This is a genomic window from Myxococcus sp. AB056 (assembly GCF_006547365.1).
Taxonomy (GTDB): Bacteria; Myxococcota; Myxococcia; order Myxococcales; family Myxococcaceae; genus Myxococcus; species Myxococcus virescens.
The window spans coordinates 1-20,851 of record NZ_VHLB01000089.1 but is presented as its reverse complement, the minus strand read 5'-3'; the positions used below and the strand labels follow the sequence as shown (position 1 = coordinate 20,851).

13 protein-coding genes are annotated in these 20,851 nt (G+C 66.7%); 3 read left to right on the top strand and 10 right to left on the bottom strand.

Annotated features, from left to right (window positions below):
• Window positions 1–51: 51 nt before the first annotated feature.
• Entirely contained in the window at window positions 52–1,026 is a 975-nt protein-coding gene (locus FMP39_RS29555) for an NAD-dependent epimerase/dehydratase family protein (RefSeq protein WP_141593448.1), read from the bottom strand.
• A gap of 100 nt (window positions 1,027–1,126) precedes the next feature.
• Between FMP39_RS29555 and FMP39_RS29550 the strand changes: the two genes are divergently transcribed.
• Complete coding sequence (locus tag FMP39_RS29550) at window positions 1,127–1,657, top strand: FHA domain-containing protein (RefSeq protein WP_194858610.1); 531 nt, start codon at window positions 1,127–1,129, stop codon at window positions 1,655–1,657.
• Window positions 1,658–1,676: 19 nt separating this feature from the next.
• On the opposite strand, the gene FMP39_RS29545 is transcribed toward FMP39_RS29550, so the two are convergent.
• The 4 genes from FMP39_RS29545 to FMP39_RS29530 form a co-directional block, all read right to left on the bottom strand.
• Complete coding sequence (locus FMP39_RS29545; protein ID WP_228558444.1) at window positions 1,677–2,207, bottom strand: hypothetical protein; 531 nt, start codon at window positions 2,205–2,207, stop codon at window positions 1,677–1,679.
• A gap of 52 nt (window positions 2,208–2,259) precedes the next feature.
• Window positions 2,260–3,771, bottom strand: coding sequence for a DNA polymerase Y family protein (locus FMP39_RS29540; RefSeq protein WP_141593445.1), 1,512 nt, complete (start codon window positions 3,769–3,771; stop codon window positions 2,260–2,262).
• An 8-nt stretch (window positions 3,772–3,779) separates the two neighbouring features.
• Window positions 3,780–4,652, bottom strand: coding sequence for an ImuA family protein (locus FMP39_RS29535; protein ID WP_090495417.1), 873 nt, complete (start codon window positions 4,650–4,652; stop codon window positions 3,780–3,782).
• A 142-nt stretch (window positions 4,653–4,794) separates the two neighbouring features.
• On the bottom strand, window positions 4,795–6,009 hold the full coding sequence (locus tag FMP39_RS29530; protein WP_194858609.1) for a vWA domain-containing protein: 1,215 nt from the start codon (window positions 6,007–6,009) through the stop codon (window positions 4,795–4,797).
• Window positions 6,010–6,245: 236 nt separating this feature from the next.
• Here FMP39_RS29530 and lon point away from each other — a divergent pair, with 236 nt between their 5' ends.
• Window positions 6,246–8,729, top strand: a complete 2,484-nt coding sequence (lon, locus tag FMP39_RS29525) for an endopeptidase La (RefSeq protein WP_141593443.1) — start codon at window positions 6,246–6,248, stop codon at window positions 8,727–8,729.
• Between the two features lie 88 nt (window positions 8,730–8,817).
• Here the strand turns inward: lon and FMP39_RS29520 are convergent, their stop codons facing one another.
• From FMP39_RS29520 to FMP39_RS29505, 4 genes are all read right to left on the bottom strand, one after another.
• Window positions 8,818–9,585, bottom strand: a complete 768-nt coding sequence (locus FMP39_RS29520; RefSeq protein WP_228558443.1) for a LysM domain-containing protein — start codon at window positions 9,583–9,585, stop codon at window positions 8,818–8,820.
• Window positions 9,586–9,809: 224 nt separating this feature from the next.
• Window positions 9,810–12,359: a hypothetical protein gene (locus FMP39_RS29515; protein ID WP_141593441.1), complete on the bottom strand. Its 2,550-nt coding sequence runs from the start codon at window positions 12,357–12,359 to the stop codon at window positions 9,810–9,812.
• Window positions 12,359–17,170, bottom strand: coding sequence for a hypothetical protein (locus FMP39_RS29510; protein WP_228558442.1), 4,812 nt, complete (start codon window positions 17,168–17,170; stop codon window positions 12,359–12,361). Before FMP39_RS29510 ends, FMP39_RS29515 begins: the two co-directional genes overlap by 1 nt.
• 66 nt (window positions 17,171–17,236) lie before the next feature.
• The gene (locus FMP39_RS29505; protein WP_228558441.1) at window positions 17,237–18,388 is read right to left on the bottom strand and encodes an SH3 domain-containing protein; all 1,152 of its coding nucleotides are present in this window, start codon (window positions 18,386–18,388) and stop codon (window positions 17,237–17,239) included.
• 172 nt (window positions 18,389–18,560) lie between these two features.
• Here FMP39_RS29505 and FMP39_RS29500 point away from each other — a divergent pair, with 172 nt between their 5' ends.
• Window positions 18,561–19,424, top strand: a complete 864-nt coding sequence (locus FMP39_RS29500) for an N-acetylmuramoyl-L-alanine amidase (RefSeq protein WP_194858608.1) — start codon at window positions 18,561–18,563, stop codon at window positions 19,422–19,424.
• Between the two features lie 118 nt (window positions 19,425–19,542).
• Here FMP39_RS29500 and FMP39_RS29495 read toward each other — a convergent pair.
• A partial coding sequence (locus FMP39_RS29495; protein WP_228558440.1) for a thioesterase domain-containing protein occupies window positions 19,543–20,851 on the bottom strand: 1,309 nt, incomplete at its 5' end.

The following is a 20,851-nucleotide window of genomic DNA, read 5'->3' as shown; positions in this document are numbered from 1 at the left end:
CCCCGCCTCGAGGCACGTTGAAGACGCCCAGCCACGTCTCGTCGTTCTGCCTCAGGTGCCCGACTGTTCGTGGAACCACGCCACCAACCGTGTCAGCCCCTCCTCCACGGAGACGCGCGGCCGGAATCCCGTCTCCCGCTCCAGCGCGGAAGGGTCCGCCCAGGTCGCGTCCATCTCCCCAGGCTGCGCGGGCGTGGACTTCACCCGCGCCCGCGCACCCAGGAGTCGCTCCAGGACAGAGAGGAAGGCCCGCACCGAAACAGGCTCGCCCCGGCCCACATTGAGGACGCGATGGCGAGGTGCTCCTGGGGGCGGCCGGTCCAGCACGCGCACCACGGCCTCCGCCACGTCCTCCACGTAGGTGAAGTCGCGCTGCATCCGGCCTTCGCCGTGCAGTGACAGCTCGGTGCCGTCACGGATGGCCTGGAGAAAGCGCAGGGGGGCCATGTCTGGTCGTCCCCAAGGTCCGTACACCGTGAAGAAGCGCAGGCCACTGGTGGGGAGCCCGTGCAGATGGCTGTACGCGTGCGCCAGCAATTCATCGGCGCGCTTTGTGGCCGCGTAGACACTGAGCGGGTGGTCCGCCGCGGCGCCTTCCTGGAACGGCGGCACCGAGCCCGCGCCATACACGGAGCTGGAGGACGCGTAGACCAGGTGCCGCACCCGGGCCGCGCTGGCCTGCTCCAGCACCTGGAGGAACCCCGACACGTTGGCGTCCACGTATGCCTGCGCGGTGCCCGCCGGCGCCCGCACGCCCACACGCGCGGCCAGGTGCACCACGGCCTCGGGGCGCATCTCCTCGAAGAGCGCTCGCAGCGAGGGGCTGTCGGTAACGTCCACGGGACGGAAGGTGAAGCCCGTCGCCCCCGGCAGCGTGCCGAGCCGCGTCAGCCGGGCCTGCTTCAACGCCACGTCCCCGGACGGGTCCAGGTTGTCCACGCCGATGACAGCATCACCGCGCGCCAGCAGCCGCGCGCTGACGTGGTGGGCAATGAAGCCCGCAGCTCCCGTGACGAGTACCCGCATCCACCTCCACGCTCCCACGCCAGCCCCCAACACGCCACGGCGGAAGACGTGGACGCGGCGCTTCCCGTCCCCGCCACTTGCACGTAGGGTGGAGGCCCTCATGGTGTCCGTGAATCAGCTCCGCCCCTTCGCCGGTGCCTCGCTGGACGCGTTCCGGGCCGCGTCCGGCCCTGTGGCCCTCATCCAGCAGCCCGTGGAACTCGTCGGCCAGCACAGCCGGGGCCTGGCGGCACGCACCGTCGGCATGGCACACCGCGCGTACATGGACGAGCGGCTGCTCGCCATGCTCCGCGACTTCGACAACCTGGAGGTCCACTTCCTCCAGCCCTCCGTGGACGGCGAGGAGCTGACGGTCGGCCGCACCGAGGCGTGCGACCTGGTGGTGCCCGACCCGTCCGTCTCCCAGCATCACGCCACGATGCGCTGGAACGCCGCCCGCGGCGGCTTCTCCGTGCGTGACGCCGAGTCCATGAACGGCACCTTCATCAACGGTGCCCCCCTGGGCTACCGCGCCCAGGTGCTGCTCCACGACGGGGACACCCTGGCCTTCGGCGACGCCCAGTTCCTCTACCTTCGCGCCGAAACCGTCTACGAACACCTGCGCCTGGCCAGCCCGAAGAAGGCCCGCTGAGCCAGCCCGAGCCCAGGGCTCACGGAATGGCCTGGATGGCCTCCACCACCGCCTTGCGCAGGTAGGAGCGGAAGTCCGTCTGCGCCTGGTACATGCCAATCGTGGAGACGGTGCGCGTGGGGTTGCTCCAGCGCAGCTTGCCGTTGGGTCCCACCACCCCCGTCTCCAGCAGCACCTCCGCGCGGCCCATCAGCTGGGCGGACGTCACGTCCACCCAGTTCAGCACCACCACCACTCCGGCCTCGGCCTCGTTGTCCTGAATCATCGCCACCACCTCGTGGATGGTGGGTGACGGTGCCTGGGAGATGCGCGTCCCCACCACCTCGAAGCCCCGCTCACTCAGCGTGGCCTGGGCCTGGCTGACGAGCACCGAACGGGGATTGCCTTCCCCCATCATGTCCTGCCGGTACGTGAAGGTCGGCAGCGAGTCCACCCGGGAGCCCACCACCACCACCACCTTGCGCAGGGCCCCCGGCGGGCGGACCTGACGCGGAGCGCACGAAGCGAGCAGGAGGCAAAGCAGGACAGCCGCGGGACGGAGGACGCGCATGACGGGGAACCTGGGAGACGGGGACGAGGCCACTATGCTGGGCCGCTGGGCCTCAGTCGAACAGTCCCTGGAGGTAGAAACGTCCATCCCGTCCGTCGCGGAACACCCAGGCGGGGCCCAGCCCCTCGAAGTGGACCCGGTAGTAGTCCCGTTGAAAGGGCGTCTCCGACCACCACTCCCCGCCCAGCCGCTCCGGCCCCGTGAGCGCCGTCACCCGGTGCCGTCGGCCCGCCATGCGCGCGGCCAGCAAGCGTCCGGACTCCGCCACTTCCGCGTCCAGGCACGCCGGCTCCGCCAGCAAGCGGGAGGGCCGCTCCCGTGAGGCCGCCGACACCGAGGCGCGCCGGGCGCCTGGCTCCAGCAACTCCGCCGACAGGCCCCGCCGCGCCTCCGGGGGCCGGAAGGCCCGTGTTCCATGAGCCGCCTCGGGCCGGTGGACCGCCTCCAGGCCCGCCGCGAAGAGCGACCCCTCCCCCAACGTGGACGCCAGCCGCGACAGCACGACTTCCAGCGCCGCGTCGCCCTCCGGCGCGTCCCCCAGCGCGAGCTGCTGTCCTCCGTCCTCGGAGTCCTCGTCCACCCGAGCGGACACCTCCGCCACCGGGTTCTCCAGCCTCAGCTCCTCCAGCCGGTGCCGCGCCAGCTCGTGCAACAGCTTCGCCCGCGCCGTGGGCCGCGCCAGCGTCAGCGTCACCTGCCGTTGCCCCGAGGGGTCCAGCTTCAGCGTGAAGGTGAGCCGCACCGCCGCCCGGCACCGCCCGGACAACCGTGCCCCCAGCCGGTCCGTCAACGTCTTGAGCGCGAAGCGCAGCGGCTCGAAGGACTCGGCCGGGAAGTCCAGCACCACGCGCTCCTCCAACACCTCTTCCAGCGACGCGGGGACGAAGGGCGTGTCGTCCTCTCCGCGGCACCGCGCATGAACCCGTGCGCCAGCCACGCCGCCCCGGGCCGCCACGGCCCCCACGGGCAACGCCGCCACCTCGCCCAGCGTGGTGAGGCCCAGCGCGGAGAACGCAGCCCCCTCGCGGCCTTCCAACGCGGACAGCGGCAACGGCGCCAGGGCCCGAGCACTGTCCCCCGGAGCCACCACCTCCACCCGGCGCGCGCCATGCCGAGCCACCGCGCGCGAGGTGAAGGCCTCCGAAGCCACCACCACGTGCGCCCGGTAACCCAGCTCGGCGCACAGCGACAGCATCCGCGTGCCCAGGCCTTCCTCGCCGTCGCACAGGTGCGCGGCCCCCGCGTCCAGCCACAATCCATCCGGGGCGCAGAGCTGGAAGCCCGGGGCCAGTGGCAGCAGTGCCTCGCCCAGCGCCGTCAGCGCGCGCAGCTCGTCCTCCGGGCGGTAGTCGAAGTGCCGCAGCCCTGGCTCCAGTGCGGTGGCCGCCGTCAGCGTCATCCCCGGGCGCACCCCCGCCTTCAGCGCCGAGGTGGAGGCGAAGGCCACGCGGCGCTGGCCACGCACCGCCTCCACCAGCGCGAAGGGACGGCCCGCAAGTTCCGGGGACTCCACTACCCGGCGCTGCACCGGGAAGCGGGTGAGGTGCAGATAGGCCCTGCGCATGTCGTGCCTCAGTGCGCCGGCAGGGCCGCGTCCAGTCCCTGCCGCACGGGCGGCATGGGCGCGTCACGGCCGGGACGCTGACCCAGGATGCCCAGCCCGTTGCGCAGCGCCCCGGACTGATCTCGCAGGAAGTCCGGCGTGCCGTCCTCCGTGTCCTCGGCCACGTCCAGCAACCGGCCGCCTCCCTCCAGCCCCAGCGCCGGGTACAGCGCGCTCCACGGCAGCTCCGCCCGCGCGCCCGTGCCCCCCTGCCGGCTGCGCACCACCTCCACCGACCAGCCGTCTCCGTCCCGGGCCTCCGTCCGCAGCCGGACCACGCCGTCAGCAGGGGACTCCGGCGAAGTCAGCAGCAGGAGCAGCCCGCCGCCGCGCGCCGCCGCGTCCGCCAGCTTGCGCGCCTCCGCCAGGGCCACCCGGCACGCGCGCCCGTCGGGATTCACGCCGCGCGTCAGGTCCAGCACCACGCAAGCAAAGGCCCCGCTCCGAGCCAGCTGCACCGCCGCCCAGATGCGCTGCTCAGGAGCCTGGGGCCGGACGATGAGCAGCCGCTCCAGGTCCACGCCCAGGGCCGCGGCCGAGGGCGAGTAGAGCTCCCGGGGGCCGTCCACCCAGGCGCACAGCCGCGCCTCCTGGTGCGCCGCGGCCACCGCGTGCAGCGCCAGGCTGGTGCGCCCCGAGGCCGCCTCACCGCACAGCTCCACCACCTGCCCCAGTGGCAGGCCCCCCGTCGGCAGCAGGGCGTCCACCGCCGACAGGCCCGTGCGGAGCACCGCCAGGTAGCGCCGGGGCGCCGCCTGCAACTGGCGGATCCGCTCCCGAAGCTGCTCCACGACCGAGCCCGTCCCCTGCCCCACTCCCACTCGCTGCTCCGCCGCGCTCATCTCGCCTCCTCGCCAGGCCCCTCCGGACCGGACGACCGGCGGGGCGGTCGTCCACTATCCTCGGAGGTCTGACATGCGCCTTCATGGGACGCATGGCGGTGGGTGCGTGGATCAGACCCGCTGGTGCGGGCTCACCCGGGCATCAGCCGGCGCAGAGGACCTTCACTTCCACCTTCTTGTCGTCCGCGCGGCGCAGGCAGCTCGACTGGAAGAACAGGCGGGCCGGGTACGTCTCCGTGGACGCCTCGTAGCGCAGGTCGCCCGCGGCCACCGAGCACCGCTCCACCTCGTCATTGGCGCGCGTCAGCTCCACCTGGACCAGCCGGGGGTCGGGCAGGTTCACCACCTCGATGCTCTGCGCCACCGTGGCCAGCTCCGCGATGCGCAGCAAGGTGTCGCGGTAGTTGTCCCGGCAGATGGAATCGAGGTTGTCGAGCCCCTGGTCGAACGCCTCCGCCATGGCGCGCTGCCGGTGGCCGGGACCGTAGGAGGTCGGGCAGTCGACGTTGCGCACGAAGACACCGTCGGGCGTCGTGTCGCGGATCAGCTCCGCCCGCTTGTCGGACAGCGCCACCGGACCAATCGTGGCCCAGAGCACCTGACGCGAGGCCCCCGTTGAATCCCGAAGCTGCTGGAACGTGGCGAAGTACTCCTCCACCGGCGTCAGCAGATGGGACTGCTCACTGCAGTTGTCGATGGACGTGTCGTCGGACACCCATACCGGCGGAGGACGCTGCATGGTGCTGCAGTCTTCCTCGTCGGTGACCACCGCCACCAGCAGCCGCGCGCCGTCACGCAGGAACCCGGCATTGCCGTTCTCCGCCCCCGGCGTCGACACCAACGGCTCCGTCACGGCCAGCCGGACCGCCTCGAAGGGCGTCTCCTGCCCGCTGCCATCCGTCCCCTGGATCACCAGCCGGCGGAACTTCTCCAGCACGTACGGATCCGTGCCGTCGATGAAGCGCTCGTCGGTGGGGTTGCCCGCCGCGTCTGGCACGCGCTGCAACCGGCCAGACTCCCTGGTGTACTCGCGGTACTGCTCCTGCCCCTGGAACATGGCCAGCCGGTACACGGACGTGGTGATCACGCCCACCCGGAAGTCCTGCGAGACGCCGCTGCCCTCCTTCAGCGCCTCCAGGAAGGCGGGCAGCTCGGTGGCGATGGCGTTCTGCTCCTCTTCCATGGATCCGGAGTTGTCGATGACGAAGAGGATGTCCGTCTTCTGCGGCGCGATGACGGGGGACTCGCTCTCGCACTTCCCGGGGAGATTGGAGCCCGGCTCGTCGACGGGCGACCGGCACGACGTCCACAAGAGAGACGGCAGCAGGAGCAGGTGGGCGAAGGGTCGGAGCTTCATGGGGGGCCTCTCGAAGAGCTGCGCACCCCGGCGGGGCGCCGCGTCAGATGCTAGGGGGGCGATCATGCCCCACCCTACGTCCGGACGCGAGACTTCCGAGGAACCCTGGAGAGGTGACGGGGGACGGAAAAACGCACACTGCGTTTGCCATGTCCGTTTTGGTTGTTACGTTGGTTCATCCGCCGCAGAAAACCTGGAAATGTTCACTGGTTGTCGAAGGGAAAAGGCTGAATTTCATGTCCGATGAGAAGAAGAAGGGCTCCGCTGCGAGCGCTATGCCCACCGCGATGGCCCCTCCGGGGCTCATCAACAAGGAAGACATCCCGCAGGTGCTTCCCATCCTCCCCCTGCGCAACAGTGTCTTCTTCCCGGGCGGGGTGCTTCCGCTGGCCGTCGGCCGCCAGAAGACCATCGCCCTGATCAAGGACGCCGTGCGTGACGACCAGGTCATCGGTGTCGTCACCCAGCGCCGCGCCGAAGAAGAAGATCCGGGTGCCGCCGACCTCTACACCATGGGGACGGTCGCCCGCATCGTGAAGCTCCTGAAGATGGGCGAGGACAACTACTCGCTCGTGGTGCAGGGGCTCGCCCGCTTCCGCGTGGTGGAGCTGGTCCAGGAAGCGCCCTACCTCAAGGCCCGCGTGGACGCCGTGGAGGACAAGACCTCTTCGGAGAACGTGGAAGTCGAGGCGCTGGGCATCAACCTCAAGAAGCTGGCGCGCGAGGTCATCGAGCTGATGCCCGAGCTGCCCGCCGCCGCCACCGAGCTGGTGGAGAGCATCACCCACCCCGGCCACCTGGCGGACCTGATCGCCGCCAACGTGGACGTGCCCATCGAGGAGAAGCAGGCCGTCCTGGAGACGGTGGACCTCAAGGCCCGGATGAAGCTCGTGCTGGAGCTGCTCAACCGGAAGCGGGAGATCCTCAAGCTCTCCAACAAGATCGACTCCGCCGTGAAGGGCGAGATGTCGAAGACCCAGCGCGAGTACTACCTGCGCCAGCAGCTCAAGGCCATCAAGGAAGAGCTGGGGGAGATGGGCGAGGAGGAAGAGGAGCTCGACGAGCTGCAGGAGCGCCTGAAGAAGGCCAGCCTGCCGCCCGACGTGGAGAAGGTCGCCAACAAGGAGCTCAACCGCCTGAAGACGATTCCGGCGGCCTCCAGCGAGTACACCGTCGCGCGCACCTACCTGGATTGGATCGCCGACCTGCCGTGGGCGAAGCTCTCCGAGGACAACCTCGACATCGAGAACGCGCGCCAGCAGCTGGACAAGGATCACTTCGGCATCAAGAAGGTGAAGAAGCGCATCCTGGAGTACCTGGCCGTCCGCAAGCTGAAGAACGACATGCGTGGCCCCATCCTGTGCCTCGTCGGTCCGCCGGGCGTCGGCAAGACGTCGCTGGGCCAGAGCGTGGCCAAGGCCACGGGCCGCAAGTTCGTGCGCCTGTCGCTGGGTGGCGTGCGTGACGAGGCGGAGATCCGCGGCCACCGCCGTACCTATGTGGGCGCCCTCCCCGGCCGCTTCATCCAGAGCATGAAGAAGGCCGGCACGAAGAACCCGGTCATGATGCTGGACGAAATTGACAAGCTCGGCGCCGACTTCCGTGGCGACCCGAGCGCGGCGCTCCTCGAGGTGCTGGATCCGGAGCAGAACAACACGTTCAGCGACCACTACCTCGACGTGCCCTTCGATTTGTCCAAGGTGATGTTCGTCGCCACGGCGAACCAGCTCGACCCCATCCCCGGTCCGCTGCGTGACCGCATGGAGATCATCGAGCTGACGGGCTACACCTTCGAGGAGAAGCAGAGCATCGCCCGCATCCACCTGGTGCCCAAGCAGCTCAAGGAGCACGGGCTGAACCCGGACCACATCGACATCACCGATGAGGCGCTGCTCACGCTGACCACCGCGTACACGCGCGAGGCCGGCGTGCGCAACCTGGAGCGCCGCATCGCGGACATCTGCCGCGCCGTGGCGGTGGAGGTGGCCGGCGGGAAGACGGAGAAGCAGACCATCAACGCCGACCGGGTGAAGGAGATCCTCGGGCCCGAGATGTTCTACTCCGAGGTCGCCGAGCGCACCGAGGTTCCGGGTGTGGCCACGGGCCTGGCCTGGACGGCGGCGGGTGGCGACCTGCTCTTCATCGAGGCGACGAAGATGGCGGGCAAGGGCGGCATGACGCTCACCGGCCAGCTGGGCGACGTGATGAAGGAGAGCGCCACGGCGGCGCTGAGCTACCTGCGCAGCAAGGCCGAGCAGCTCGGCATCAGCCCGAACTTCCTGGAGAAGACGGACCTGCACCTGCACTTCCCGGCGGGCTCCATTCCGAAGGACGGGCCTTCCGCGGGCGTCACCATCCTGACGGCGCTCACCAGCCTCCTGACGGGCATCCGCGTGCGCCACGACACGGCGATGACGGGCGAGGCCACGCTGCGTGGCCTGGTGCTGCCGGTGGGTGGCATCAAGGAGAAGGTGCTGGCGGCGCACCGGGCGGGCATCAAGCGGGTCATCCTGCCCGAGCGGTGCCGCAAGGACCTGATCGACGTGCCGGACCAGGCGCGCAACGAGCTGGAGTTCATCTTCGTCACCCACATGGACGACGTCCTGAAGGCGGCGCTGGAGACGCCTCCCGTCGGCGTGACGGGAACCCCGGGCGGTGAGCCGGGCAAGGAGGCTCCGCTGCCGAAGCCGGCCGAGTCCGCCCCCGAGGTCCGCGCCTAGCACACGGCCTTCCAGCCGATAGGAAGTGACACGGGCAGGTTCCCTTCTTTCGGGAACCTGCCCGTTGTCTTTGCGGGGCAGGTGGCGTTCAGAGCGAGAACAGGAAGCGTCGCGGCTCCGGGACGCGCTTCACCCGCAGGATGTGACTGTGCTCCACAGACAGCCGGGGGACGGCCTCTGGACGAGGAATGTAGAGGATGCCGGGGTCATCCTCTCGGGTGAAGACGTACTGCCCACGCGAGCCCCTACGCGTGCAGCCCACATCGAGGATGAGGTGCCGCTCGATGTCCGCCGCGTCCGTGGTGTTCCAGTTGAAGCGGGTGAGTTCCTCCACCGTGAGGCCATACATCTCCGCCACGCTCTCCAGCGTCTCTCCGTCGATGACCCGGTGCTGGGTGACACGTGCGAGGAAACGCGGCGCGCTGGCCACCCTCGCCCGCTGACTTCTCTTCGCGGGCTTTTGCTGGGACCAGGGGCCTCCCGTCCGCACCAGCGCCAACGTGTTGTCCACGGTGGCTCCTTCCAGGTCGGACAGGACGTGGGCGCCCCCCTTCGGAACGCCTTTCAGGTCGATACGGCCCTCTAAATCCGTCCGGGCCTGATGCTCGGACCGGTCGTCGAGTTGGATGCGCAGTTGGATGCCGGCAATGGGCACATCGGTGGTGTCGTCCACCACCTGAAGCCGTAGCCAGACCGGCTCCTCCACCGGAACAGGCACACACGCAGGCTGGGGAACGGAGAATGACGGCGAAACGGCGGCCTCGCGCGGGGGCGCCTGCGCCAGCCGAAGGACCCCCGAGTCCAGAAGGAGCGCGGCCTGCCGCACGACTTCGTCCACCGGCAGTGGTGCGCGCATCCCGCTGCGGTGTCCATGGCTGTAGACCAGTGATTGGATCGCCCGCTGGTTGGATGAATCCTGCGCGAACTGGCGCAGTCTCCGCTCCAGCGCCCAGCCCCGCGCAGGAGTCACGAGCGTGTACCCGTTGGGCAGCCCCTCATGGAGCGCGAGGACAATGTACTCGCGTAACCCGTCTTTCAGACAAGGATGGAGAAACATGCTGTCACCTGAAGGAGACGTCTCTATTTTCGGAACTTCTGGCCTTCACGAAGGTGCCGCTCCACCGGAACCAAGATGTCTGCCTTGGTGATGAAGCCCTTGCCACCGCGGTCCAACCCCTTGTTGGGCGCGTAGCCCCTCGACCCCTTGGCGTAACAGACGAAGGACGCGTCCTTGCCGAGCGCCTCTGGACAGAGGATGCACGCGTAGACATCACCCAGATTGTCTAGAGGGAGCTTCGACCGCGCCTTCCACATGCGGAAGTACTTGGCGACGTAGTCGAGCTGCTCGACAGCGCTCATCCGCACCAGTGCGGACAGCTTGATGTCGAGCGCATCTTTTCCTTCGTTGATGGCCGTGAACTGAATGAGACCGAACGCCTGATGCCCAGCCCGGTTCGGCGTGTCGGCCCGGAAGGCATTGCCCGTCTCAAAGGCCATGCACGCCATCAAATCATCGGCATTCATCTCCAACTGCTCGGCGATGATCAGCACCTTCCTCCGGAACGCCTCCGTCACATTCGGGTGGCTGCCGTAGATGAGCGTGCCTTCGATGCGGCGCGGTGTTCCCTCCAGGTCCAGGTGGATGGCAGGAAGCGCGCTGGAGTGGTTGGCATTCGCCCGCTCCACCAGGCGCGCTTCAATTCGAAACCGGCCCTTGCGCCGCATCCGCTCGACGAGCGCCGGCTCCCGGAGACGCGCCACCACCCGTCCACGAGCGTCGCATTGCCCCGCGGCCCCCTTCGCGACCTCATACCGGAAGGGCACGGCACCGAAGACAACGGGCTCCGCGACGTCCGCGAAGAACTCATACAGGCGGAACTCGATGACATCCCCCTCCTTTCCATTGGGAATGTGGAGGGCCTGACAGCGGACTTCCAGGATGGACGTATCATCCGTGAGCTGGACGAACTCGGCGCGAAGTCCCTGGAGCTGGGGAACACCTGGGTACTCCACGGAGAAGGCCGGTGGCGCTGCCACCAATTCGTCCCAGAGCCGCGCATCCGGCTTTGAGACTCGCCCCTGGATGAAGACCTTCTGGCGGATTCGAGGATCGTCGAATCGAACGAGCGCCTCGTAGTAACGAGGATTCCCTTCAAGGGGCCGCGCCTCCAACCGAAGCACTTCGGTCTCCCGAGAGGCCGTTGGCTCCACGGGGCGCAGGTCGTCGCAGATCGAAAAAACAGGCGAGGCCTCACGCCAGTAGTCGAGATCCCCGATGACCTTCACGGTGATGAGCAGGTGGTTGTCGCGAGCCCCCAGCCAGACGTCCCCGAAGCGAGGCATGCGCGAAGGCCGGACCGCCAACTCCTTGGAGGCCAGTGCCGTCACCAGCTCCTGGCGCACCCGGTCCTGCTTCTGCCTCGCGGGAGCCCTGGCCGACGTTGGGGCTTCCAGCCACAGGTCCTCGTCCTCGAACGCGAGGAATTGCGTCTCATCGAAGTCCAGCACCGAGCGGATGGGCACGTATTCATCGGTCCCCGTCAACGAGCGCGGAATCCGCAACAAGGCGAAGCTCTTCCGGCGCAACCAGTCCTCAGCGTCGAGAAACTGCCGTAGGAACAGGCCCCTCTCGTTGGCGTTCACCAACACCGGCCGCGAGACGGGGTCCATCAGGGTGAAGGACAGGGCCTCTCCTCGCGTCTGAGCCTCGTACCGCCAGTGGGTCAGCTCCAGGGGGAGCTCGAAATCCGGCTCCAGATGCTCCACCGTCGCGGTGACCGCGTGGTGCTTGAATTCGAACCCCGTCAGCTTCGGCTTCGGGCACACGCATGCCCTTGGCAGATCCCACACCACGTAGGGCCGCGTCTCCCCCTCGATGTCTCGGAGCACTTCGAGCCGCAGGTCGAAGGCGTACTCGCCCTGAATGGGCTCACGCCATGGCAATCGGAGACCGTCCCCACTCCAGGCGCAGCCAACTCGCCAATCCTTCGCGCCCAAGTCGGAAGCGCCCCATTCCAGCGCGGCATAGCGCTGTTCCTCTGAAGCCATCCTCGGCGCCACGCCGCGCTTCGGCTCCACGGAGTGGTAGATGGAGAGCCGAAGCGTCGCGCCGGTAAAACGTGCATCCATCTCCGGCTTCAAATGGAACCGCCGGCCAAACAGGACAGGGACGCTCAGGTCGAGCCCCCTGAGCCCCAGGGGGATGTCGAACTCGAAGGGCTTTTCGAGGCAGCATTCCTGCGCGAAGGGGAAGTCGGGGACGACGATCATCTCCGCGTGGCCCCGGCCGAAGAAGCTCGCCTCGTAGATGTCCGCCTCGAACTCCAACGTGCATGACCTGCCATTGACACGCAGTGGGACGTTGACCAGCGTGTACTCCCGCGCTGGCATCCCACGCGCGTGCGTCTTGATCAGAACGCTGCAGACCGTGTCTGCCGGCAGGTTCTTGTGCGTTCCCTCCAGGATGAAGGCAATCCTGTCCTGAACGGCCCGGTGGCTCTTCAGGGAGAGCTTGAGCTCCGTGGGAGCCACCGCGACGAGATAGAAGACGCCCTCGGCTCCCGGTTCACGCCGGAGTTCGAAGCGCTCGCCGCCAGCATGTGACTGTGAAGCAACGGCTGTGTCCGCCATCACCCTTCCCCCTTCATGGGCACGGCCCCCAGGTCGTCTGACCACCACCACAGATTGGGGCGAATCCGCACGTCGTCGTGTACTCGGGGCACGATCCGCTCGGGCAACGAGAGCTTCAGCTCCCGAGCAAGATCCGCGTCGTTCTGATGAATCGGGACGACACGGAGCACGTATTCCCTGGCGCCCTCCAACGCGGCCTCGACGTCATTGAGGTCCACGTCCGCATGGAGCGCCCCTTCCACGTCCGTCAGACCTTGCCCTTGGCGTTCTGGTTTGTAGACAACGCTGCCCTTCTTGAGCTTCAGCGGAAGCCCGGGCGGGCCGCCTGGCAGCGACGGACTGGCGAGTTCCAATCGGAAGGGTCTGCTCACCGGGACGGCCTCCGTCATGACGGCGACCTTCAGGCTGAAGGCATCATGGTAGTGAGACCGAGCTTCAAGCCTGGCGTTGCGCTGCATGGTGTAAGCACGGCCCTTCGCGGGCTGGACGTCGATCCGTTCGTGCCCCAGGGGCACATGCTTGTTCACCACCTCAGCGGTCGGGATGAGAATTCGCCCCTGAACCTGCGCATCCTCGAACCCGAAGGTCCGCACCACGCACCCATTCTGGATGACGGACTGACGTGCGGCGGCTTCATCGAGGGAACTGTGGCCCACCTTGATGATGGGTCGAGCCTTCTCCCAGAAGGTCCGATTTCCACCCAGCAACCGCGAGGAAAGCTGAATCCCCCGGGCGGTGACGAAGACCTTGGGCGCTTCGAGCGAAGGGATGTGAAGGACCTCCGACACCTCGGTGGACCACACCTCCAGCGCCCCCGCTTTGGCGCCGCTCCGCAGCGCGTCGAGCGTCACAGGTTCACACCGGCTCCCCAGCGTATCCGCCGTCACCAGACGCGAGTCCCGTGCGCTTCCCCCGTTCGAGAAGAACGCGCCGAACTTCACATGGACCTCATGGGTACCTGGGATGCCCTTCCGCAGCTCCGAGAAAGCAGCGCTGGCGTCGAACCGGATGACAAGCTCACCAGGATGACGTCCCTCCGCTGGCGCTGGGACTCGGACGCGAATCGCCCCCTTGGCCGCGTCCTCCAAGGCGGTGAACCAGCCATCCTCTCGAACCTTCTCGGCGGCATCCTTCAACCGCCGGGCATTCGTGGCCGTGAGCACGATGGACAATCCGTCCTCGGCCAGCGCGGACAACGCCAGCAACTGCTTCTCTGAATACGCGCACTGGACACGCTCCACCGCCTCCACGAGCGCCCAGGCCAACGGAGGCTCTGCCTTGGAAGCAGCGGCCTTCAAGAAGGCGCGGTAGGTGAAGTGCCGCGTCACATACGTTTCCAGCTTCTTGAGCGCCCCCTTTTGAATGAAGCCGTCAACGACGCGGAGTCCGGAGGCCTCATTGAACGCCGAGTCCTCCCGCCCCTGTACGGGGATGGCCACACGGGCCAGCTCGAACGCAGGTGCCTCCGGGTGCAGCCCTTCCTGTTTCGTGGCCTTTGCCCATGCGCTCAGAAGCACCCAACCCCGAAGAAGCTTTGGGCAGTTCTCCCTGAAGGGAATACGCCAGGAGAACGTTCCATCCTTGTGAGACTCGGGAGCGTAACGAGCCGAGGAAACAACCTGGCTCCCAGGAACCTCCGCCGACTCGCGCCCACCCAGCAACACCGGCGGGAGCACCTCCAATGTCGCGGTTCCCACAAGCCGGGCACCCGGCATGTCGAGCGTGCAGGCCCCCCAACCCGGCAACTCCACCTGCGCGAAGAAAGCACCCTCGGCGCAACTTCCGCTCGCGATGAAGCAGCGTGTGCCCTCATGCAGCACATGCAGTTCCACCTCGTCGTCTCCGCTCCCGCGCACCACGGCCCCCACGTCCAGGAGTTCCCCCACCCGGTATGCGGGATGAGCGCTTCGTGCCGGGAGCCACCCCACCGCGATCACGTCCTTCGAGTTGCTCGGGCGCCAAGCCGGCAGGTCCGAGAACCGGACGAGACCATGCCGGACCATGAGCATCAGGAGCCAGGCGAAGGTGACTGGGTGCGGGTTGTCGACCAGCCCCTTCGCGGGCAATTGGTCGACGTCAGGCGCCGCTGCGAAAAGCGCCTTCTTGCCACCGTTGTCCCCCACGGGCCCGAGGAAGGGTACTTCCTCCGGGTGGGCCCAGAATCCGACTGCCTCCGCGTAGCGTCCCAGCAGCCTCTTGGCCTCGTCCGGCTGCTGGATGTCGGCGATCTGGCTCCCCATTCGAAGCTGACCGTGAATCTCCAGATGCTTCATCACCTGAACGACGATGCTCTCCGGCAACCACTCGTTCAGATGCCTGAGCACCACGTTTCGCCAACGGACGGATGCCAGCCTCTTGAAGTGCTGGAGTTCCTGCTCGAGTGCATCCTGAGCACCGCCGCCCACCTGCAGCAGAAAGCCGGAGCCGTCGGCCGGCTCCACGAAGATTCGTCGAGCCCCAGCCGGCAAGCGCACGTTGAGACGGCTCTGTTTTCCATCGTAAGCGACGTACCGTTCGCCCAAAGGAGGCTCGAAGGTCAACTTGAGCCAGTAGGTCCCCTCAGGGAGCGCGTCCTTGTAGTTGGTGATGACAAGCTCCGCGGGAAACGAAGGCTCGCCGGCATCACCAGGCGCATCATCGGACGAGAACGCGAGCGCGCGAGGTGAGCGAAGAATCTCCTTGAGCGCGCCGTGGTGATACGTCTGCTCGAAGCGAGCGAGGCACTCCTCTTCGGGGTTCCCCGCAGCGTGAATCGACTTGGGCGCCAGCTTCATCAGCGCGTCGAGTTCTCCCTTCGACGGGTCGAAGAAGTTGTTCTGGTCTGCTTCCTCGAAGACCTTGAAGAAGTCGCCCAGCCCCAACGTGTCCTTCGCGAAGTCGAGGAAGTCCTTGAGCTGCCCTGGCTCGGAGGGCGCCAGGATTTCCCAGTGGACGAAGCCATCCCCAATGGCCTTGCTCCTGCTGTCGACGTAGCCAAGGACCGCGCCAGCCTCCAGTTTGAGCAAGGGGTGACGCAGCGTCACCATCCGCCCCTCGCGCAGTGCTTCATGAATCCCCGTCAGGTCCTGGTCCGCCGGCCTCCAGAGCGCTCGGACATCATCCCCCTGTGCCTCTCCCAGGCGCAGTGTCTCGGGCACGCCCAATCCCGTCCCCACGACGGAGTAGCTTCCCCCCTTCTTCTCGACGACATCCGCTCCCGCCTCCGGCAGGGCTTCCTGCAACCACCGTGTCTGGCGAAACGCCTCATGCGCCGGATCAACCACCGTCAGCGCGCCGTGGCGCCGCACGAGCAGCTTCAACCAGTCCACGTTCCGGTATGTGTCCGGGTCCTTCCAGTCCGGAGGAACGAGGTGCATGTAGAGGCTGTAGAACGTAAAACGCCGCGGCGGCTGCCCCTCCGTCTTCGCTACCTCTTCGACATCGTGCCGGACGAGGACGAAGGAGTTGTGGTTGCCCGTGAATTCCCGGGCCAACTCGTGCGCCTCGGGTCCCGTCTCGACACGCTCCTTTTCTTCGAGGGGAGCAGGCAGGCCATGGGCCAGCCGGACGGCCACCACGTAACCTGGGGCAAAGCAGCGAACCTCTCGCACGCCGGACCCGGCTGCGGAGCTCGTCGTCCCCTCTCGCGCCGAGAAATGCGACGCAGGCAGATGGATTCCCGAATGAAGATTCCGGCGCATTCCCAATGGGAAGAGCCCACCGGGCGGCATCTCCGTCTCCGTGAGGGCATAACAGTTGATGGGCCGGAAGCGGGTATCCCCGTGGTCGAACGGATACGCGACCGTGCGCATCACGTTGGTTTCGAGAAAACCAGCCGGGACGACGGTAGGACGGAGCGAGTAGAGAAAGGCTCCACCCTTGTGCTCGTCGTGGCGGTAGTCCATGAACAAGTCGTCAGGCACCGCGCTATAGGTGTTCTCCTCGAACAGCTTGCGGGCACGAATCAGGACTACGGACGCCTGCGCATTCGCCCAGTCGCCCCTGCGCACCCGGATGAGATCGTGCTCACCCGTGACTTGCTTCTTGGCAAGCGCCTCCAGGTCCGTGCCCTCCCGAGAGCCAGGATCAGGAGGAAAGAAGAGATGGGTCCCCTTCTGGGCCCCAACCTTGTTGTTCTGCGTTGCCGGGTCCGCGACCACCAACCAAAGGTGCCTGCCGGTTCGGTCCTCCAACCAAGCGAATCCGACAATCAGAATGAGATGAATGGGCGCATCTCTCGCAACGGAAAATCCTGAATAAAAAATGACCGGATTGTTGGCCGCGAGCGCCTTGAGAATCAGCGACAGCTTGTCTTCGATGAGCCGAGGATCGTTCACAATCCTCGCTGCGATTCTTCGTCGCTCCTGGAGCGAGTACGGCAACACATGCGAGTACGCCATAGCAAGTACCGCGGACGCACTGAAATCTTCATCAGCCTCATCGAACTTCGGCGGAACAACGTTGGGCGCCTTCCGCCGTTTCGCCCAGCGGTTTGAGACTGAATATCCCTCCAGGTTGATCCCGTATGGCTGACCTTTCGGCTTTCGATGAAAGGCTCGCTGCCCTCCTGGATATCTCAGGTCCACGAAGTGCCCCGGCTTCCCTCCATCCCAATGGGTGATGAACCTCGAGACAAAGCCACCACCCTGCACCACCTGATAATAATTATATGCCATTGCACTGGCAGTCCGCCCACACCAGTCGGATGGTCCTCCCGAATAGTGCTGTCCCAGGAGAGGAACTTTCAGGATATGATATTCATCCAACGCGGACAACAACAACTCTGGCAGTTCATATTGCCAGACAGCACGATACAAACTCTGTATAGACACGACTCGCTCCCCCACGAGTACGTTCAGTCGCTCCGCCTCAGTGCCTCCCCTGGCACTGGAGCACTACTACGGCCCGCCCTCCAGACACTCCCCTCCGAGGTCGGGGTACTTCTGAAATACATGCGTGCACGCCAGCTCTCCCAGGTATGCGATATCGCCACCAGCATCTGGAAGCCTGAAGCTTTCCTGCCGTGTCTTCTCGCCGTCGATATCCGCGAGTGTCAGTCGAAGTGTATTTTCATTCTTCGACACAGCAGCAACCCATAGAAACTCCAAGCCCCCGCCCTCACTTTCGATCATGACGAGGACGCGCCCGTGAATGTCCGGATCGAAGACAAGGCGATAGGGGCGCTTCATGCAGGCATCCCACCGCATCCGAGGAATGCCATCCTCCGCCTTCATCGATAACAGTGCCCACTTGCTAGGAATCGAGCGAAAGAAGGCCAGTTCAGCATCATCCAGAACGTATTGCCCGAACGAAGGTCTCGAATAAACATCCGAAGATACGCTGACACCAGAGAACAGCGCCTTGTCCAGCACTGATGTCAATGGCGAACTGACTTGTTCCAACACCTCGCCCTTGACCTGTACTTTCGCTGTTTCTTCGAAACGCCTGTTGTCGAATCGGAATCGCCCACGATAGACAGTCAGAATGTCGGCCGAGCCGAAGGCAATGACGAACAGCCCACTTCTCATCTCCACCCGAACCTTGACACCATCAACATAGCTCGTACTGGTGCTTCTCAGACAGCGTTCGGGATCATCCACCATGCAGTCAAACTCGAACGGCCTCCGCTGGCTCGGCTTCTTCAGCCGCGCGACGGCCTCCAGGTTGCGCTCGAAGAACAACGTCGCCAGCTCTTTCTGGAGGCCGGCGTCCTCCGGAGCCAACGTGGCGGCACGCAGGGCGCTCTCCTCTCGCTGCAGCAACGTCCGCTTCGGGTCCTTGGCCTCCGCGGCGAGCTTCTCCACCGACGGCTTCTCGGGGCCCAGAAACGCCCCCATCACGAAGCCTTCCGCCTCTCCGCAGCGCACCCGGGCCCAGCCCCCCTCGAGTGACTCCAGCGTTCGGCACTCCGTCCCGATGGGCAGCTTCTGGAGGACCTCCGCCGTCTTGCCGGCTTCCTTCCGCAGATTCACCGAGGAACCCAGCACGTATGCCGGCGGCGGCTCTCCCCCAGCGGCGGCCACCAACAGACCTAGCAGCATCGTCTTCATGCCCTGTACCCTTCCCCCTCGGTTGAAGACACTCGCATGCCAGTCCGACGCAGGTTCATGAGGAGTTGTTCTACTCAGTGAGTCGAATAAGACCGCGACGTGGGCTTCCACACCACCCCATCAACAAGGGAGACTACGCAGCGACGATCCTTTCTTGGGCATTTCAATCACCATGCCGAAGACCTTTCTGCTGCTGGGACTGGGACTCGCCCTGTGGGCAAGGCCCGCTGCCTCTTCCGAGCCCACCACTGTCGCTGCCTCTCCCACATGGCCCGCTCCGGGCGCGCCCCTCACCGTTTCCGAGGTGCGCTTCCCCAAGGACTTTGGAAAGCGACGCATCTACCTGGACGCGGGGCACGGCGCGGAGGGGAACACCGGCAACAAAGGCGTCACCTGCGAGGACGAGGAGACCTTTACCCTCCGAGTGGCGGAAGACCTGGCGAAGCGGCTGGAGGCAACCGGCCACTTCCAGGTGCGCCTGAGTCGCAGGCCGGGCGAGCGCGTCCCCTATCCCACCCGCGTCACCGCCGCCGAGCGGTGGCGCGCCCATGCCATGCTCAGCCTGCACTCCGACTCGCGAGGCACCGCCACGCCATGGTCTCCAAATCCGGACCAGGAGTGCAACCGGCAGGACTCCGCCCCTGGCTTCACCGTGCTCTGGTCCGAGTCCGCGGAAGCCACCGCGCTCCTCCAGACTGGACGCGCGGGACTGGCCCGCGCCCTGGCGCGCAGGCTGGGCCAGGCGGGCTTCCCGCCCTATGACGGCGTGGACTACGAGGGTCTCTACGCCATCGACACCGCCCAGCCTGGCGTGTTCGTGGCCCGAGAGCCCACACACAGGCAGATCTTCGTACTTCGAAAGCCGCGCATCCCCTCCGTCATCATCGAGACCCACCATGCGCTCGACTTCGAGGAGGTCGCACGGTGGCGCGAGCAGCGGACGCTGGAAGCCTTCGCCGCCGCCGTGGCCCAGGGACTCGTGGATGCGCTCGCGCCCGAAGCGTCCCCCCAGCCACGCACAACCCGTCCCCGCTGAACCCGAGCCGCAGCGTCCCGTGACATGCCCCCGGCCATCCACCGGACCTCTTGGTGGATGGCTCGCCATTCATTGGTGAGCGGGCATCATGGCTCTGCCATTCAGGCGGAGTCCTCGCTCAGCCCTCGCGTTGCTGCCCCGCCGCATCGTGCCGCCCAGTGGCGGCGCCGACGTGTTCGACAAGGCGGCGCGCCAGCGTCTCCACCCGCGGCTCCCTGAGCACACTGTAGTGGTCTCCCGGAACGTCCTCCACGGTGAGGCCCGACAGCCCCCAGCGGGCCCACCCGTGGGACGGCTCCACCGCCTGGGAGCGTTGCGCATCCTTCGCACGCAGCAACAACACGGGGCACCGAACGGGACCAGGACGGTAGGCCGCCAACGCCCGCAGGTTCGCGCGAGTCACATCACGCCAGGCGCGGAGCGTTGACGCCTCGACCTCGGGAGGCAGCCACCCTGCCTGTCGCGCATGCTCGACGAGGCCGGCGAGCTGCTCCTCTTCGGTCAGGCCCGAGAGCGCCTCCGGACGCAGGGTGGACTCGGCACCTGCCGTCCGTGCCAGGTCCATGGCCATTCCCGCGAGCAGCAACGCCGCATCGGGTTCCCGCGTAGGCGCGTTCTCGTCGGGAGCGAAGCTATCCAGCAACACCAGGAGCGCCACGGACTGCCCCAGACGCTCCAGCTCTCGCGCCATCTCGAAAGCCACCACGCCCCCCAGGGACCAGCCGCCCAACACATAGGGGCCCTCGGGCTGACGCTCGCGCATTGCTTCAACGTAGCGGCGGGCGAGCGCCTCCACCTGCTCCAGAGGAGGCTCGCGTCCATCGAGCCCCGCAGCCTGAAAGCCGTAGAGAGGCCGCTCGCGTCCCATGCACCGAGCCAGCGCACGATACGGCCCCACCGCGCCGCCGACGGCGTGCACGAAGAACACAGGCGTGCCGGCACCATCGGGCTGCAATGCCACACAGTCACGCACGGCCCCTCCCGTTTCCGAGCCTTGCAACCAGACCGCGAGGCGCAACACCGTGGGCGCCTCGAAGAGCGCGCGCAGCGGCATGTCCACGCCCAGCGATGTACGGACACGCGCCACGACCTGGGTTGCCAACAACGAGTGGCCTCCCAATTCGAAGAAGTCGTCATCAAGACCGACACGTGGCACGCCCAGCACCTCCGAGAAGATGCCCGCCAGCGCGTGCTCGGCTTCCGTGCGCGGCGCGACGAAGGCCTCGATGGCAACGCGCGACCGCAGGTCTGTAGCAGCCAATGCCTTGCGGTCGACCTTGCCGTTGGGTGTCAGCGGCAGTGCCTCCAGCACCACCACCACCGACGGCACCATGTACTCCGGCAGCTTCTGCCTCACGTATTCCTTCAGCGCCCCTCCCTCTCCTCCCGGCGCCACTACGTACGCCTCCACCCGCTTCTCCTGCCCC